Origin of the sequence: Polynucleobacter victoriensis (assembly GCF_900187875.1) — a bacterium.
Lineage (GTDB): Bacteria > Pseudomonadota > Gammaproteobacteria > Burkholderiales > Burkholderiaceae > Polynucleobacter > Polynucleobacter victoriensis.
The window spans coordinates 119972-135186 of sequence record NZ_FYEX01000001.1 but is presented as its reverse complement, the minus strand read 5'-3'; the positions used below and the strand labels follow the sequence as shown (position 1 = coordinate 135186).

Here is a 15215-nt window from a genome sequence, read left to right as displayed (position 1 = left end):
GGGAGAAGTCATGAGTGCAATCGTTGACATCATTGGACGTGAAATATTAGATTCAAGAGGCAATCCTACAGTTGAATGTGATGTATTGCTTGAGTCAGGTGTTATGGGTCGTGCTGCTGTGCCATCAGGCGCATCAACAGGTTCGCGCGAAGCTGTAGAGCTACGTGATGGTGAAGCTGGTCGTTATTTGGGTAAAGGTGTTTTAAAGGCTGTTGAAAACATCAATACTGAAATTGCTGAAGCAGTTATGGGTTTGGATGCCAGCGAGCAAGCTTTTCTTGATCGCACTTTGATTGATTTGGACGAAACTGATAACAAGTCACGTCTTGGCGCTAATGCTACTTTAGCCGTATCAATGGCTGTTGCACGTGCAGCTGCAGAAGAAGCTGGTTTGCCTTTATATCGTTATTTTGGTGGGTCTGGTGCGATGCAGTTGCCAGTTCCTATGATGAATATCGTTAATGGTGGTTCACACGCTAACAACAGTTTAGATATTCAAGAATTCATGATCATGCCAGTTAGCATGGGTAGCTTCCGTGAAGCATTGCGTTGTGGTGCAGAGGTTTTCCATGCATTGAAGAAAATCATTCATGATCAAGGTATGCCAACATCAGTTGGTGATGAAGGTGGTTTTGCTCCTAACTTTAAGAGCAATGAAGAGTGTTTGAACACTATTCTGAAAGCCATTGAGAAAGCTGGTTACAAGCCTGGTGAAGATGTATTGTTAGCTTTGGATTGTGCAGCTAGCGAATTCTATAAAGATGGTAAATATGACTTGTCTGGTGAAGGCTTGCAATTAACATCATCTGAGTTTGCAGATTACTTGGCAAACCTAGCCGATAAATACCCAATCGTATCTATTGAAGATGGTATGCATGAGGGAGATTGGGCAGGTTGGGCCACATTGACGGAGAAGTTAGGTAAGAAGATCCAGTTGGTTGGTGACGATCTATTTGTTACTAATACAAAGATTCTAAAAGAGGGTATTGAGAAAAACATCGCTAACTCTATCTTGATCAAAGTTAACCAAATTGGTACTTTGACTGAGACATTTGCTGCAATTGAGATGGCTAAACGTGCTAACTACACAGCAGTTATTTCACATCGCTCAGGTGAGACAGAAGACAGCACTATTGCTGACATAGCAGTGGGTACAAATGCTGGTCAAATCAAGACTGGTTCGTTGTCACGCTCTGATCGTATCGCCAAGTACAACCAATTGATTCGTATTGAAGAAGACTTGGGTGATGTGGCTAGTTATCCTGGCAGAGCAACTTTCTATAACTTACGTAAGTAATTTGTAGATTATCTTAAGAGACAGATAAGAGAGCCTATTATGCGTATTGTTGTTTACGGCATGTTGGCTCTCTTAGTCATTATTCAGTATCCTTTATGGCTTGGTAAGGGTGGTTGGCTTAGGGTCTACGAGCTAGATCGTCAAGTTTCTAAGCAAATGGAAAAGAATGATGCGCTAGCTGCTCGTAACGCTAAATTGGCTGGTGAAGTGAAGGACCTCAAAGACGGCACCAAGGCTATTGAAGAGCGTGCTCGTGCTGAGCATGGTATGAGCAAAGAGGGAGAGATCTTTGTTCAGGTTGTCCCTAGCAAAAAGCCTTCAGCTGATGAAGCAAATTCACAAAAGAAATAAATTTACATTAATGCTTTGAATTTGGCGCCTGTTTAATAGCGTCAATAATTGTTGGGCTTGCAAAAATTTGTTTGCAATCAACAGCATCAAATATGTAAATTTGCCCGCAAAAATCACAGTTGGTTTCGACATTAGATTTTTCTTCTAATATGCTGTTGATTTCATCTTCGCCTAACATCTTTAGCATGTCTGCCACTTTAATTCTTGAGCAACGGCAACCAAATTGAATGGGTCTTTGATCAAAGCTTCTAACGCCGTGATGAGATGACTCTTCTAAATAGAGTCTTTTCATTAGAACCTTAGGTTCAAGCTTAAGTAACTCTTCATTAGTGACGGTATCTGAGAGCATTTGAAGTCTTGACCAGCCCTCGGCAGCCACCTCGTCATCCATCTTCAGTTGGCCGCCCATGTTGGGAAGTTTTTGTAAGAGTAATCCACCGCAAGATTCTTCATCGCTAGCTAGCCAAAGTCGTGTTTCAAGCTGCTCAGAATCCCTCATGTAAATCGTGATTGCTTCAGCGATACTTTGTACTGGCTTACCGTCATCACTTAAGGCAACAATACCTTGGTAAGGATTTTGACCTGGTTGGCGATCTGCTGGATCGAGGGTGATAACGAGTCTACCTTTGCCATCAGGGTTAATTAGATCGGATAAACCAGCATTCTCTGGCAAATGAGATAAATCAATGTCTTCATTCATTTTGGCAGTAGCTCTGATCACTAAGTGCTCATTGCACTCAAGTACTAACAAGCGAATGGCACCATTACCCTGTGCTTGAATGATCATGCTACCGTTGAACTTTAAGGTTCCACAGAGTAGCACTCCTGCAGCCACAAGATCTCCTAGGAGTTTTTTAACGGCGGGCGGGTAGTCTTTGCGGGCCAAAATAGCTTGCCAAGAGTCTCTGATGTGAGCGATTTCACCCCTGACTGGAGCGCCATCAAATACAAAAACTTGGAGGGAATCTAGAGCATTTTTTTCTGTCATAACGTATATTGTAAAAACTTTATGAAATGACATGCTGTGTTTTCAAATAAACATCCATTTTTAACCGCTTTTTCACTCGCTTTAGGCTCAGCAATTGCGCTTGGTTTGGCGCGTTTTTCATATGGGCTTTTGTTGCCCGTGATGAAGGAAGATCTGGATTGGTCCTATCTAGTGGCTGGTGCCATGAATACAGCGAATGCTCTGGGATATTTCATTGGGGCGTTAAGCTCTCCTATGTGCATGCGAAAAATGTCTGTGCATCGATTTTTTATCAGTGCATCAATCATTACAGGGATTTTTTTATATTTATCGGGTTGCACGGATAACACGAGTCTTCTGTTCGTGCTGCGCGTGATTGCCGGCATAGCTAGTGCATGGATATTTGTTGCCGGCGGTGTATTGGTTTCTCAGTTAGGCAGCATTCATGCTAATCGCTCGGGCCTCTTGTTGGGAATTTATTACGGCGGTCCCGGTTTAGGAATTTTTATATCTACTTTGGCTGTGCCATTCTTCAATGAGTGGGGTATGAGCGCCAATTGGCAACATTCATGGCAGTTGGCTTGGTATGCATTAGGCGCATTATGTATTGCATTAACTGTTGTTCTAATTAGGCCTATTACCTCTATTCCTGCTATACCTCCTAAGCCAATCGGTCATTCAGGCACTCCTTTGCGGACTTATGTCCCAATCTTGGCTGGATACTTTATGTTTGGTGTTGGTTATATCGGTTATATGACATTTGTGATTGCTTTACTCAAGCAACTGGGATTGCCGTCAGTAACCATTAATATCTTTTATGCTGTGTTGGGTCTATCAGTCATGGCATCTTCTCGACTTTGGGCGCAGATGCTTGATCACTATAAAGGTGGTCAATCATTAGCAATTTTGAATACTTTATTAGGATTTGCATCCTTAATTCCAGCGTTGATGGCTATTTACGATGTGACATTAAATACATTGGCAATAGTGGGCATTTTTATTTCTGGGATTATGTTTGGTTGTGTGTTTTTGTCTGCTGTTGCATCAACAACTGCATTTGTAAAACACAATATGCCTCCGACCGATTGGGTTGGCGGTATTACGGCATTCACAAGTATTTTTGCAGCAGGGCAAATTGTTGGGCCAACTATCGCAGGGTGGATTTCAGATGGTCAGGGTGGTTTAGCCAGCGGTTTGTTATTTTCAGGATTGGCACTTTTATTGGGTGGATTATTGGCGACCAAGCAGAAGCCATTACTCAAAAAATAAGCTCTGAATCTTGTCAATGAGATAATGTCAGTTATGACAGTTAGAACACGATTTGCACCCAGCCCAACGGGCTTTATTCACCTAGGTAATCTAAGAAGCGCTTTGTATCCTTGGGCATTTGCTCGCAAGATGCAAGGGGATTTCATTTTACGTATTGAAGATACCGATCAAGAGCGCTCCAGCCAAGAGGCTGTTGATGTGATTATTGAGGGCATGAAATGGTTAGGCCTTGATATTGATGAGGGGCCTATTTATCAGATGCAACGCATGGATCGCTATCGTGAAGTGATTGCTCAAATGCTTCAAGATGGCTTGGCTTATTACTGCTATATGAGCGAGGAAGAATTAAATGCCTTGCGTGAGCAACAAATGGCCAATAAAGAAAAACCACGCTACAACGGTTTTTGGCGTCCAGAACCGGGGAAAGATTTACCTGCACCTCCTAGTGATGTGAAACCCGTGATTCGTTTCAAAAACCCGATTGGTGGCAGCGTTGTTTGGGATGACGCAGTGAAGGGTCGCATTGAAATTAGTAATGACGAATTAGATGATTTAGTTATTGCACGCCCAGATGGCACCCCAACATATAACTTTTGCGTAGTGGTAGATGATCTCGATATGAAAATCACCCATGTGATTCGTGGCGATGATCACGTTAACAATACGCCTCGTCAAATTAATATTCTTAAAGCTCTTGGCGGTCAATCACCAATTTATGCACATTTGCCAACTGTCTTAAATGACCAAGGTGAAAAAATGAGTAAGCGTAACGGAGCAATGAGTGTGCGTGATTACGAGCGTGAAGGGTACATGCCAGAGGCAGTGCTGAATTACTTGGCTCGTTTGGGTTGGTCTCACGGCGACGCTGAAGTATTTACCAAGGAACAATTCGTTGAGTGGTTTAATTTAGATCACTTAGGTAAGTCTCCGGCTCAACACAATCCAGAAAAATTACTTTGGTTAAATCATCATTACATTCAGCAAGCTGATGCAGCTGATTTGGCAAAGCGTGCATTACCTTTTGCGCAAAATTTGGGGATCAAAACTGACAATGGACCCGATTTTGTTGGTGTTGTTAACATCCTCAAGGATCGAGCCAATACGCTGATTGAAATTGCTGAGGGTGCAAAGTTGTTTTATATGGGCAGGCCAGAGCACTCTGCAGCTGATTTAGAAGTAAATGTTCCAGAGGCTATTAGACCTGCCATTTCTGACTTTATTACCGAATTGGAGGCAGGGGATGGTAGTAAGGCTGCTATTTCTGCTGCTTTTAAGGCTGTTTTAGCTAAACATGGCTTGAAAATGCCTGCTTTGGCTATGCCTGTACGCTATGCCATGTTTGCGACTACCCAAACACCGGCCATTGATGCAGTTATCTCATTGATTGGTATAGAGGAAACAAAAGAGCGCTTGCAAAGAAGTATAAAAATAGGCTAGAATTACGGTCTTGATTGCTTGAGCTTACTTATTTAAGATCATCTAATTAAGGGGCTATAGCTCAGCTGGGAGAGCGCTTGCATGGCATGCAAGAGGTCAGCGGTTCGATCCCGCTTAGCTCCACCAGAAGCAGTAGTAAAAGTAGCAAATTGTAGTACCGTAAGTCCAGGGTCCCCATCGTCTAGAGGCCTAGGACACCACCCTTTCACGGTGGGTACCGGGGTTCGAATCCCCGTGGGGACGCCAAGTTTTTGGAGCGGTAGTTCAGTTGGTTAGAATACCGGCCTGTCACGCCGGGGGTCGCGGGTTCGAGTCCCGTCCGCTCCGCCAACAAAAAAGCCCTTGTCTAATGACAAGGGCTTTTTTTATTAGCCCCACATGAATTAACTTGTTCTTTACTTGCTCTTAAGCAAGATCTTTCATCACTTGGGGTTCAATTTCTGCCCACTCTTCATCTGTAAATAGGCGAGAGCGCGTTAAAAATGCTCTGCCTGTATTGCCTTCAAGTGAAAATGTACCGCCACTACCTTCAGTTACATCAATGATGAGCTGGGTATGTTTCCAGTAGTCATACTGTAATTTGCCAATATAAAAAGGTACGCCACCAATTTCACCTAATTTGACGTCATAAGGCCCAATCGTCAAATCAGTCGGTAGGTAACAGTTGGCCGCACTGTTATCACAGCAACCACCAGATTGATGAAACATTAGTTCCTGACCATATTGAGCTTGTAGCTCTTTGATAAGCTCAAGTGCCTCAGGGGTTGCTACTACTCTTTCAACCATCATGATCTCCTTGTTATGTGATTACTCTACGGTAATTTTTCTTGAATAAAAAGGGGCGGATAAATCCGCCCCATGTTTTGCCACGCAATACTTGGATTAGAAGAATCCTAGTTTGCTTTCGCTGTAGCTAACTAACAAGTTCTTAGTTTGTTGGTAGTGGTCAAGCATCACTTTGTGAGTTTCGCGACCGATACCAGACTCTTTGTAGCCACCGAACGCTGCGTGAGCAGGGTATGCATGGTAGCAATTAGTCCATACGCGACCAGCTTTGATTGCGCGACCCATACGGTAAGCAACGTTACCATTACGGCTCCATACGCCAGCGCCTAGACCGTATAGTGTGTCGTTAGCGATTTCCAAAGCTTCAGCTTCATCTTTGAAAGTTGTTACAGCCAATACTGGTCCAAAAATTTCTTCTTGGAAAATACGCATCTTGTTGTGGCCTTTGAACAATGTAGGTTGTACATAGTAGCCACCATCAAGATCGCCACCCAAGCTAGCTTGTGCACCACCAGCCAATACTTGAGCGCCTTCTTGTTTACCCACATCTAGGTATGACAAGATTTTAGTTAATTGCTCTTTAGAAGCTTGAGCACCCATCATGCTGTCTGTGTCTAGTGGGTTACCGTGTTTGATAGCTGCAACGCGCTTAAGCACACGCTCCATGAACTTGTCATAGATGCTTTCTTGAATCAACGCACGTGATGGGCATGTACATACTTCACCTTGGTTGAACGCAAACAATACTAAACCTTCAATAGCTTTATCCAAGAAGCCGTCATCTTTGTCCATTACGTCAGCAAAGAAAACGTTTGGTGATTTGCCACCTAACTCTAAAGTAGCAGGAATCAAGTTATTTGCAGCAGCTTGTGCAATCACGCGACCTGTTGATGTTGAACCTGTGAAAGCAATCTTAGCGATACGCTTGCTTGTAGCCAATGGCATACCTGCTTCACGACCGAAACCGTTAACCACGTTTAAAACACCTGGTGGCAACAAGTCAGCAATTAATTCAACCAAAATTAAGATTGAAATTGGAGTTGATTCTGCTGGTTTTAGAACTACGCAGTTACCTGCGCCCAACGCTGGTGCTAGTTTCCAAGCAGCCATCAAAATTGGGAAGTTCCAAGGAATAATTTGACCAACAACACCCAATGGCTCATGGAAGTGATAAGCAACAGTGTTCTCGTCGATTTCTGACAATGAGCCTTCTTGTGAACGTAGGCAACCTGCGAAATAACGGAAGTGATCTGATGAAAGAGGGATGTCTGCATTCAGAGTTTCACGAATCGCTTTACCGTTATCCACTGTTTCAGCGTAAGCAAGAAGTTCTAAATTTGCATCGATACGATCCGCAATCTTCAACAAAATGTTAGAACGCTCTGTTACAGATGTTTTACCCCATGCATCAGCTGCTTTGTGTGCAGCATCCAATGCTAATTCAACGTCTTCTGCGCCTGAACGAGCAGCTTTTGTGTAAACCTTACCGCTGATCGGTGTAATAACGTCAAAATATTCACCCTTAACTGGTGCTGTCCATTTGCCACCAATAAAGTTGTCATATTTGGCTTTATATTGAATTTTTGCGCCTGCTGCGCCTGGTGCTGCGTAAATAGCCACGTTTCTCTCCTTTGAGTTTCATTAACCAATAATCTGCTCATTACATCTTGTGTAATGTAGTCATCGGAACTTTGATGGAGATGGGATTCATATTCAATCAGATGCATCGCAGCATTTTTCTATGAGGGCTTCAAAGGTTATAAATCAAGGGTATTTCCTGATGATTGAAGATTCAAAGTGTTCACATATGTAACAGGCTGGAAGCCTTAATTTATATATGTTTTTTTGATATTTAAAAGCTAAATTTATGGCTTTTTACTAATTTGTAAATGCACTTGTGCACTTATGATGATTGGTGTGATTTTTAGACCATCTCACATAGAATTCGAGCATTCAATCACAGTACTCCATTCCATGAACAATACTGATTTAAAGCAGTTAAGACGCAGCTGGCTGATGCAGGGAAGTATTCCTGAGAGTGCCCGTTTGGCAAATCTTAGTAAACCTGTTTTAAATTCATGGCAACGTTGCTTGCAGTTTGGTCTAGAGGCTAATCAGAAATCATTGCCCGAAAATATTTTGACTGGTTCTAATCTGTCAGCTCGGGTTGAGCAGCGTCAAGAGTTGATTCGATTAGTACAGCCAAACATGACCTATTTGCATTCATTGATTGCAGGTAGTGGTGGTATGGTTTTATTGGCCGATCAGCATGGTGTGATTGTCCATGCTATTGGTGATTCTGAATTTGTACCTAAAGCTGATCGTGTTCTGCTCACCAAGGGTGCATCTTGGTTGGAGCAACACAGAGGCACCAATGCAATTGGTACGGCGATAGTCGAAGGTGGTCCAGTAGTAGTCAATGGCGCAGAACATTTCTTTGAAACTAATTCATTTTTAAGTTGTGCTGCAGCGCCTATTTACCAGCCTGATGGCAAGGTTGTGGGCGTATTGGATATATCTTCAGATGCTAGAGTTTTTCATCCGCACACATTGGGATTGGTAAAAACCACAGTGCATTCGATTGAACGTCAATTGTTTTCTCAATCGCAAAATCGCTATGCGATGGTTATCTCAGTAGCTCCATCACCTGAGGGAATTTCATCAGTTATTAATGGCCTTATTGGAATATCTGAGGATGGTTTGATTCTTGGTATTGACCGATTTGCGATGGGCTACTTAGGTATTGGTGATATTGATATTAGTAGTTTGAAAATCCAGCAAATTGTTGATCATTCTTTGGGTCGAATGATGGATTACGGTAAAGGTAAAACAGCTGGAAATATTCATCAGCTCAATACCTATACAGGCCGACCATTATTTTTTAGTTTTCAGTACACAAAGTTAAGTCAATTTGATGCTGCCACTTCAACAATGAGTGATACTGCAATAGCCAAAGCTGAGCCGGATTCTATTGTTGAATCTATTGAAGAAAATGTCACTTTACGTGGGGTATCAAAGAAAGTGATTGACAAGACAATTGCGCAAAATAAAGGCAATATTTCAAAAGCGGCGCGTATCTTGGGTGTTTCTAGAACAACACTTTATCGTTATCTAAAATCTTCTACTGATTAATCAATTAGTCTTTGCAATATAAGCATTGCAGGCTAGATGCTGTGTGAGTTAGCTAAATCACTTTGTCAGTTAAAATCATGGGCTACATAATCTTTTGCGTCATACAGAGTGTTTGATGACGTAGAAATAACCCAGCAGTGGCTGGTATGACTGCTCATAATGATTACCTTAAATAACGTTTCTTTACGTCGTGGTGCCAAATTACTTTTAGATAAGGCGACGGTCACTCTTAATCCTGGTGAAAAGGTTGGCTTAGTCGGTCGTAATGGTGCTGGTAAATCAACACTATTTGCACTGTTAAATGGCTCGTTGCACGAAGATGGTGGTGATTGTTCAATTCCGAAGATTTGGCGTATGGCGCAAGTTGCGCAAAATATGCCAGAAACAGAGGAGACTGCTACTGATTTTGTTATAGCGGGTGACACAAAACTAATTGAATTAAGACAAGCTTTAGCTCTCGCTGAGTTGGCTGAGGACGGCATGGCTATGGCTCATGCACATGCTGATTTGGCGGATGCTGGTGAGCATGATGCAATTTCTAGAGCTCAATCTTTGATCTTAGGTTTGGGTTTTAAGGTTAGCGAACTGGATCAACCTGTTAATAGTTTCTCTGGTGGTTGGCGTATGCGTTTGCAGTTAGCTCGTGCGTTGATGTGTCCATCTGATTTACTGCTGTTAGATGAGCCAACCAACCACTTAGATTTAGATGCATTGGTTTGGTTGGAGGCTTGGCTTAAGCGTTATCCTGGAACCATGATTGTGATTTCTCATGATCGCGAATTTTTAGATGCTGTGACCAATGTCACACTCCATATTGAGCATGCCAAATTGAATAGGTATGGCGGCAACTATAGTTCTTTTGAAACAATGCGCGCTCAGCAACTTGAACTCCAGCAAGCATCATTCGCAAAGCAACAAGAAAAAATTGCTCATTTACAGAAATTCATTACAAGATTTAAAGCTAAAGCTAGTAAGGCTAAGCAAGCTCAAAGTAGGGTGAAGGCACTTGAGCGCATGGAAAAGATTGCTCCAGTTTTAGCTGATGCAGAATTTACCTTTGAGTTTAAAGAACCTCAAAATCTACCTAACCCGATGTTGGCTATTAGTGATGCAAGTTTTGGTTATCAGGTAGATGGTACAAACAAAATCATCATCAAAGATGTCAAAAAATCGGTATTGGCTGGACAACGCATTGGTATCTTGGGGGCAAACGGTCAAGGTAAGTCTACTTTGGTTAAAACTATTGCCAGAACGATGCCTCAGTTGGCTGGTGTCGTTACTGAGGGCAAAGGTTTAAATATTGGTTATTTTGCTCAACAAGAGTTAGATGTGTTGAGGTCTGAGGACAATCCTCTGGAACATATGATTCGCCTTGCGAAAGACTTGGGACCTAACGCTGCTGAATCTGGTAAAGAGCAAGATTTAAGAAATTTCTTGGGAACTTTCAATTTTGCTGGCGACATGGTTAAGCAGGCAGTTGGCACCATGAGTGGTGGTGAGAAGGCTCGCTTGGTATTGGCCATGATTGTTTGGCAACGTCCTAATCTATTGTTGCTAGATGAGCCAACTAATCATTTAGATCTTGCAACTCGAGAAGCTCTTTCTATGGCTCTCAACGAGTTTGAGGGTACTGTCATGCTAGTTAGTCATGATCGTGCCTTGTTAAGGGCTGTCTGTGATGAATTCTGGTTGGTTGGTCGTGGTGAAATCAAACCTTTTGATGGCGACTTGGATGATTACCAGCAATACTTACTAGATGAGTCAAAGCGCTTACGCGAAGAAGCAAAAACAATAACTGAAGTGGTTGATGTGACACCTATCGAGATTGATAAAGTTAAACCAGTGGTTAAGTCTAGCGAACAGAAAAAGTTAGATGCTGCCCGTCGTCAAGAGATCAATGCTTTAGTAAAGCCTATCAAAAAGAAGATAGAAAAAGCTGAAAAAGATATGGCTGATCTTAATCGTCAGAAATTTGATATTGAAACTCAATTATCGCAACCAATATCACCAGCTGAAATTGCTCAATTAGGTAAAAATCTTAAGTTAATCAATGAGAATCTAGCAACTATTGAAGAGCAGTGGTTAGAGTGGGTTGCTAATATTGATGAAATTGAAGCTAGCTTTAATTAATTAAAATTTCTTGAATTGTCATCTCCCAAGACTTTGACACGTTATAGGTATAAGTAAAGCTGTGTAGGTATATGTAGATTGATTTAAGATAGTCAAGGTAGCTAAGATAGTAAGAGTTACTCAAATCATTAGATAAATTGGAATAATGAAACATGGTAAATAGCAATTTTAAAAAACTCGGTCAAATCAGTGCATTGGCGATGGTAACCATTCTGATGGTTGGTTGTGCATCGACACCAGTTGGTCCAAGCTTAACTGTTATGCCAGCACCAGGTAAGCCATTTGATGTCTTTAAAAATGATGACAAAGAATGTCGTGATTACGCGCAAAACTCACTTAATACAACTGCTGACGAAATTGCTGCAAAGAACACAGCAAAAACAGCAGTTATTGGTGCTGCGCTAGGTGCAGTGGCTGGCGCAGTAGCAAATGGTGGTAGCTCTAAAAATGTTGGAACTGGTGCTGCGGTTGGTCTATTAGGCGGTGCGGCAATGGGTGCTACTGGTGGTAATGATGCTTCAAAAGAAGTCCAACGTCGTTATGACATCGCGTATCAGCAATGTATGTATTCAAAAGGTAATCAAGTTCCTGGTTATGCAATCCAAAAACCAGCTGATCCAGCACCACCTGCGCCTAAGAAATAATCTTTCTAAAATAAATGACAAGGCTTCTTCGGAAGCCTTTTTTTATTAGCTCATCAAATTAGAGTATTGCTTCAATACCGAAGTTACACTTCAACTGGGGGATGCTCTTTTTCAAAGCGTTTAGCGGTGTGCTTGAATAGGGTCATCAGAAGTGCTGCAGCAATTGCTAGGCTCATGCTGTTTGCAAACCAGAAACCTTGAGCCCCTTGAAGTAGTTCTGGAATATTGCCGGTTAAGTTAAAGCCCAATATATAACCGCCTCCCAATCCAACTCCCCATAGAGAGATGGCGTAGATCCACATTGGCCAAAATGCTACTCGGTAGCCGCGCAGAATAAATGCTGAAGTAACTTGTAGTGCATCAAAAATTTGGTAAAACGCTATAAATAAAAATAACGGAATTGCGGCCAATCTGACTTCTTCGGGCGGAGCATATAAGTCTAGTAGGGGGTATTTAAACTGCCAGACAAGTAAGCCCACCAGTACACAAATACTTGTTGTAAACATTAAAGATGACCAACCAATTTCTTTGGCCAAGGTAGGTTTGTCAGCTCCAATAGATTGTGCAACTAAAGTGGATGTGGCAATTGATAGTGATAGAGGCAGCATGTATAAAACCGTGCCTAAGTTAGCAACAATCTGATGTCCTGCAAGAGGTAATGTGCCAAGGCGAGCAATAAACAATGCCATGAAAGCGAAAGAGGTTACCTCTATCAAATAGCTCAATCCAATAGGTAGGCCCAGCTTTAACAAGGTGCTGATTTTATGTTTATCAGGCCAGCTAAAGCGTTGGTAGACGGCAAATATTTGATAGAACTTACCTTGATAGACAATCCACAGCGCTGCAATCAACCATAGCCAGTTAATTACAACAGTGGCGAGTGCGCATCCTGGGCCGCCCATTGGGTCGATTCCAAGGCCGCCATAAATCAGCCACGCATTTAGGGGTATCTTGAGAAGTAAACCGATAATTTGCAACCAAGTAATTACTGTGGGTTTTGAGACGGCATTATGAAAGGCTACTAGCACTCTCATGGCCATACTTGCAGGTAGCCCCCATGCAACGATTTGTAAATACAAAATCGCTTTTGCTTCGACTTCTGGGCTGGCATTGGCGATTGATAGCAATATTCCTGGGTTGGCTAATATGAGAATGCCAAAGAGGCTCAGGCCAAGGGATAGCCACCATCCTTGGCGGACTTCTTCACCGATTTCATCAAAGCGTTTAGCACCGAATAATTGGCCAGCAATTGGTGCTAGTGCTGAAACAACTCCAGTTAATCCAACATAGATGCTAATAAATACAGAACTAGCCATGGCAAGCGCAGCCAGATCATCAGCTGAGTAGCGAGCCACCATCGCTGTGTCCATCACGCCAAAGGCAATTACAGCTAACTGGCCTACCAGTAGTGGGCCAGCTAATCCTATAAGTTTTGGTATATCTCTTTGAAGTTTAGCGAGCATTGCCTGTGACTTTGTATAAGCGTAGTCTCTCGTTTCTGTCACTCACGCGTCGATCTTCCCAAATTAATTCTAGATTGATTCCAATCTTCTCGGCTGTTTGTCGTGCCATGCCTGGTTGGTTGCTAATCCATAAATCACAGCTTGCATCATCTCTAAATTTCAAAGATGTGAAATACACAAACGAACCAAGTTGACCATCTCCTAGATGAGTTGAGTTAATACACCGAGCATCTTTAGGTGTGGCAGCAACCAATCTCGCTGCTACAGATTGATAAGTTTTTGCATAGTTGATGGTTGGTAGCCACAAGGTCATTAATAAAACCCATGTGAGTGTTGTGCCTGATGCAGAAATCACCACAGCTCGCCAAATTACTTTGGGTGCTCTTGAAGTTCTCCATTTGACAACCATGACCCATAACGCTGTTGCAGCAATCGCTGCTATGAGAGCTAACCAATTTACTTCATGGATAAACCCTGGAACTTTTTTTGCCACATTTCTAGCAAGGCTTGCAGGGAAGTTGGTTGTCATGGCAAACCACATTACCCAAATAAAAGCACCAATAATCGTAAAGCTTAGTAGGGCTAACCAATCAATAAAGCTAATCACGCTACGTTTAATAATTGGTAAGCTAAAGCATGCCCAAATGACCATCGGTGGAATGATGATCAACAATGATTGTTCATTAAGTGCAGATAGGTGCGTTAAATAAATCAGCCCAGCAATAACCAAGCCTAGAGGTAGGGCCATATTAGGATTACGAATACCTCCTAATGGGTAATTAGTTCCCTTACGCCAAAACCAAATACTCCATAGTGCTAGCGGCCAAACAGGCCACGCATAAAGAGGTAGATTTCGTGCCAAGAATCCAACTGACTTACTTGAGGCGATAAATTGAATGCTATCGTTAGACCACCACTCATGCCATGCTTGCTTTATCAGTGGTGTCGGCAAATCAAACAACCACCACAAAGCAGGCCACAAGCCGATGCCAAGCACTGATCCTAACCAAGTCATGCCTAACCATTTAGCATTTGGTTTTACTTCGCAAATGGCTAATGAAATTAGCAAGCCGGCAAACATCACTACAAACAGCCAAAGTGATGCTGATAGTGCAATTACCGCTAAGCCAACACCAGTCCAAAAGCCACCTTGAATGGGTTTATCGAGACCACGTACTAAACCATAGAGTAGGGTCGTGACACCCAGTAATTGAGCGAGCGCTGGAGTTGTTTCATGTGCACGTGTTGCTAAACCAATACATGCCAAAAAAATCATCAGGGCACTATCAGCTAGTGTGCGACCGTAATCTCTCGGTTCTGGTTGTCCACCTAAAGCAAATGCTGTAGGTTGAACTTCTGGTCTTCGGCCTAATAGGTATGAGGCATGCCAAATAGCTGCACAACTTAAGAAAAAACATGCCGCCGAGTAAATACCAGCGGCGTTGCTTGCCCCGACTAATGGAGCAAAAGCTTTTATTAGTGCGCCACCAATCCAATACGGTAGCGGTCCTGCCAAGATATCTGACCGACCATCGATGTGTGGCAATAGCCAATCTTGCAGGGAACCATTTGCTAAGGTCCACATGGCGCCAAAGCCCGCAGCGTCGTCATTTTTCCACGGGTCCCTACCAAAAATGCCAATCAAGCCATAAATGGCTGTGATTAGAACCAACACATACCTAGGTAAGGTCGTTGTGGCAGCGGCAGTTAGTTTGATGGGTCTCATGTGTCTTAAATTG

Annotated in this window: 12 protein-coding genes and 3 tRNA genes; 10 read left to right on the top strand and 5 right to left on the bottom strand. The window is 42.6% G+C overall.

The window, feature by feature from the left end; translation table 11 throughout:
* The first annotated feature begins 10 nt into the window (after positions 1-10).
* Positions 11-1297 carry a phosphopyruvate hydratase gene (eno, locus tag CFR83_RS00675; RefSeq protein ID WP_088812001.1) on the top strand — a complete coding sequence of 429 codons (1287 nt, stop codon included), beginning with the start codon at positions 11-13 and terminating at the stop codon, positions 1295-1297.
* Positions 1298-1336: 39 nt separating this feature from the next.
* On the top strand, positions 1337-1648 hold the full coding sequence (gene ftsB / locus CFR83_RS00670; protein WP_088812000.1) for a cell division protein FtsB: 312 nt from the start codon (positions 1337-1339) through the stop codon (positions 1646-1648).
* A 7-nt stretch (positions 1649-1655) separates the two neighbouring features.
* On the opposite strand, the gene hslO is transcribed toward ftsB, so the two are convergent.
* The gene (hslO, locus tag CFR83_RS00665) at positions 1656-2636 is read right to left on the bottom strand and encodes an Hsp33 family molecular chaperone HslO (protein ID WP_088813141.1); all 981 of its coding nucleotides are present in this window, start codon (positions 2634-2636) and stop codon (positions 1656-1658) included.
* A 36-nt stretch (positions 2637-2672) separates the two neighbouring features.
* Between hslO and CFR83_RS00660 the strand changes: the two genes are divergently transcribed.
* From CFR83_RS00660 to CFR83_RS00640, 5 genes are all read left to right on the top strand, one after another.
* Positions 2673-3884, top strand: coding sequence for a YbfB/YjiJ family MFS transporter (locus tag CFR83_RS00660; RefSeq protein WP_088811999.1), 1212 nt, complete (start codon positions 2673-2675; stop codon positions 3882-3884).
* A 24-nt stretch (positions 3885-3908) separates the two neighbouring features.
* Positions 3909-5321 carry a glutamate--tRNA ligase gene (gene gltX / locus CFR83_RS00655; RefSeq protein WP_088811998.1) on the top strand — a complete coding sequence of 471 codons (1413 nt, stop codon included), beginning with the start codon at positions 3909-3911 and terminating at the stop codon, positions 5319-5321.
* A 50-nt stretch (positions 5322-5371) separates the two neighbouring features.
* Positions 5372-5447 (top strand) — tRNA-Ala (locus CFR83_RS00650).
* 44 nt (positions 5448-5491) lie between these two features.
* Positions 5492-5567 (top strand) — tRNA-Glu (locus CFR83_RS00645).
* Positions 5568-5574: 7 nt separating this feature from the next.
* Positions 5575-5651, top strand: a tRNA-Asp gene (locus CFR83_RS00640).
* A 75-nt stretch (positions 5652-5726) separates the two neighbouring features.
* Here the strand turns inward: CFR83_RS00640 and CFR83_RS00635 are convergent.
* Both CFR83_RS00635 and exaC read right to left on the bottom strand, forming a co-directional pair.
* Entirely contained in the window at positions 5727-6107 is a 381-nt protein-coding gene (locus CFR83_RS00635; protein ID WP_088811997.1) for a DUF779 domain-containing protein, read from the bottom strand.
* Positions 6108-6203: 96 nt separating this feature from the next.
* Entirely contained in the window at positions 6204-7727 is a 1524-nt protein-coding gene (gene exaC / locus CFR83_RS00630; protein WP_088811996.1) for an acetaldehyde dehydrogenase ExaC, read from the bottom strand.
* Between the two features lie 354 nt (positions 7728-8081).
* Here exaC and CFR83_RS00625 point away from each other — a divergent pair, with 354 nt between their 5' ends.
* From CFR83_RS00625 to CFR83_RS00615, 3 genes are all read left to right on the top strand, one after another.
* Positions 8082-9239, top strand: coding sequence for a helix-turn-helix domain-containing protein (locus CFR83_RS00625; RefSeq protein ID WP_165765025.1), 1158 nt, complete (start codon positions 8082-8084; stop codon positions 9237-9239).
* Positions 9240-9398: 159 nt separating this feature from the next.
* Positions 9399-11369: an ABC-F family ATP-binding cassette domain-containing protein gene (locus CFR83_RS00620; RefSeq protein WP_088811994.1), complete on the top strand. Its 1971-nt coding sequence runs from the start codon at positions 9399-9401 to the stop codon at positions 11367-11369.
* Positions 11370-11521: 152 nt separating this feature from the next.
* Positions 11522-12013 (top strand): glycine zipper family protein, encoded by a 492-nt coding sequence (locus tag CFR83_RS00615; protein ID WP_088811993.1) that lies wholly within the window; start codon positions 11522-11524, stop codon positions 12011-12013.
* 83 nt (positions 12014-12096) lie between these two features.
* Here the strand turns inward: CFR83_RS00615 and CFR83_RS00610 are convergent, their stop codons facing one another.
* Both CFR83_RS00610 and CFR83_RS00605 read right to left on the bottom strand, forming a co-directional pair.
* Complete coding sequence (locus CFR83_RS00610) at positions 12097-13476, bottom strand: MATE family efflux transporter (protein ID WP_088811992.1); 1380 nt, start codon at positions 13474-13476, stop codon at positions 12097-12099.
* Entirely contained in the window at positions 13466-15202 is a 1737-nt protein-coding gene (locus tag CFR83_RS00605; RefSeq protein WP_088811991.1) for an ArnT family glycosyltransferase, read from the bottom strand. Before CFR83_RS00605 ends, CFR83_RS00610 begins: the two co-directional genes overlap by 11 nt.
* Positions 15203-15215 lie beyond the last annotated feature (13 nt).

Coding starts and splice junctions, on each gene's coding strand:
- eno (WP_088812001.1), top strand. CDS start 11: ATGAGTGCAATCGTTGACATCATTGGACGTGAAATATTAGATTCAAGA.
- ftsB (WP_088812000.1), top strand. CDS start 1,337: ATGCGTATTGTTGTTTACGGCATGTTGGCTCTCTTAGTCATTATTCAG.
- hslO (WP_088813141.1), bottom strand. CDS start 2,636: ATGACAGAAAAAAATGCTCTAGATTCCCTCCAAGTTTTTGTATTTGAT.
- gltX (WP_088811998.1), top strand. CDS start 3,909: ATGTCAGTTATGACAGTTAGAACACGATTTGCACCCAGCCCAACGGGC.
- CFR83_RS00635 (WP_088811997.1), bottom strand. CDS start 6,107: ATGGTTGAAAGAGTAGTAGCAACCCCTGAGGCACTTGAGCTTATCAAA.
- CFR83_RS00625 (WP_165765025.1), top strand. CDS start 8,082: ATGAACAATACTGATTTAAAGCAGTTAAGACGCAGCTGGCTGATGCAG.
- CFR83_RS00620 (WP_088811994.1), top strand. CDS start 9,399: ATGATTACCTTAAATAACGTTTCTTTACGTCGTGGTGCCAAATTACTT.
- CFR83_RS00615 (WP_088811993.1), top strand. CDS start 11,522: ATGGTAAATAGCAATTTTAAAAAACTCGGTCAAATCAGTGCATTGGCG.
- CFR83_RS00610 (WP_088811992.1), bottom strand. CDS start 13,476: ATGCTCGCTAAACTTCAAAGAGATATACCAAAACTTATAGGATTAGCT.
- CFR83_RS00605 (WP_088811991.1), bottom strand. CDS start 15,202: ATGAGACCCATCAAACTAACTGCCGCTGCCACAACGACCTTACCTAGG.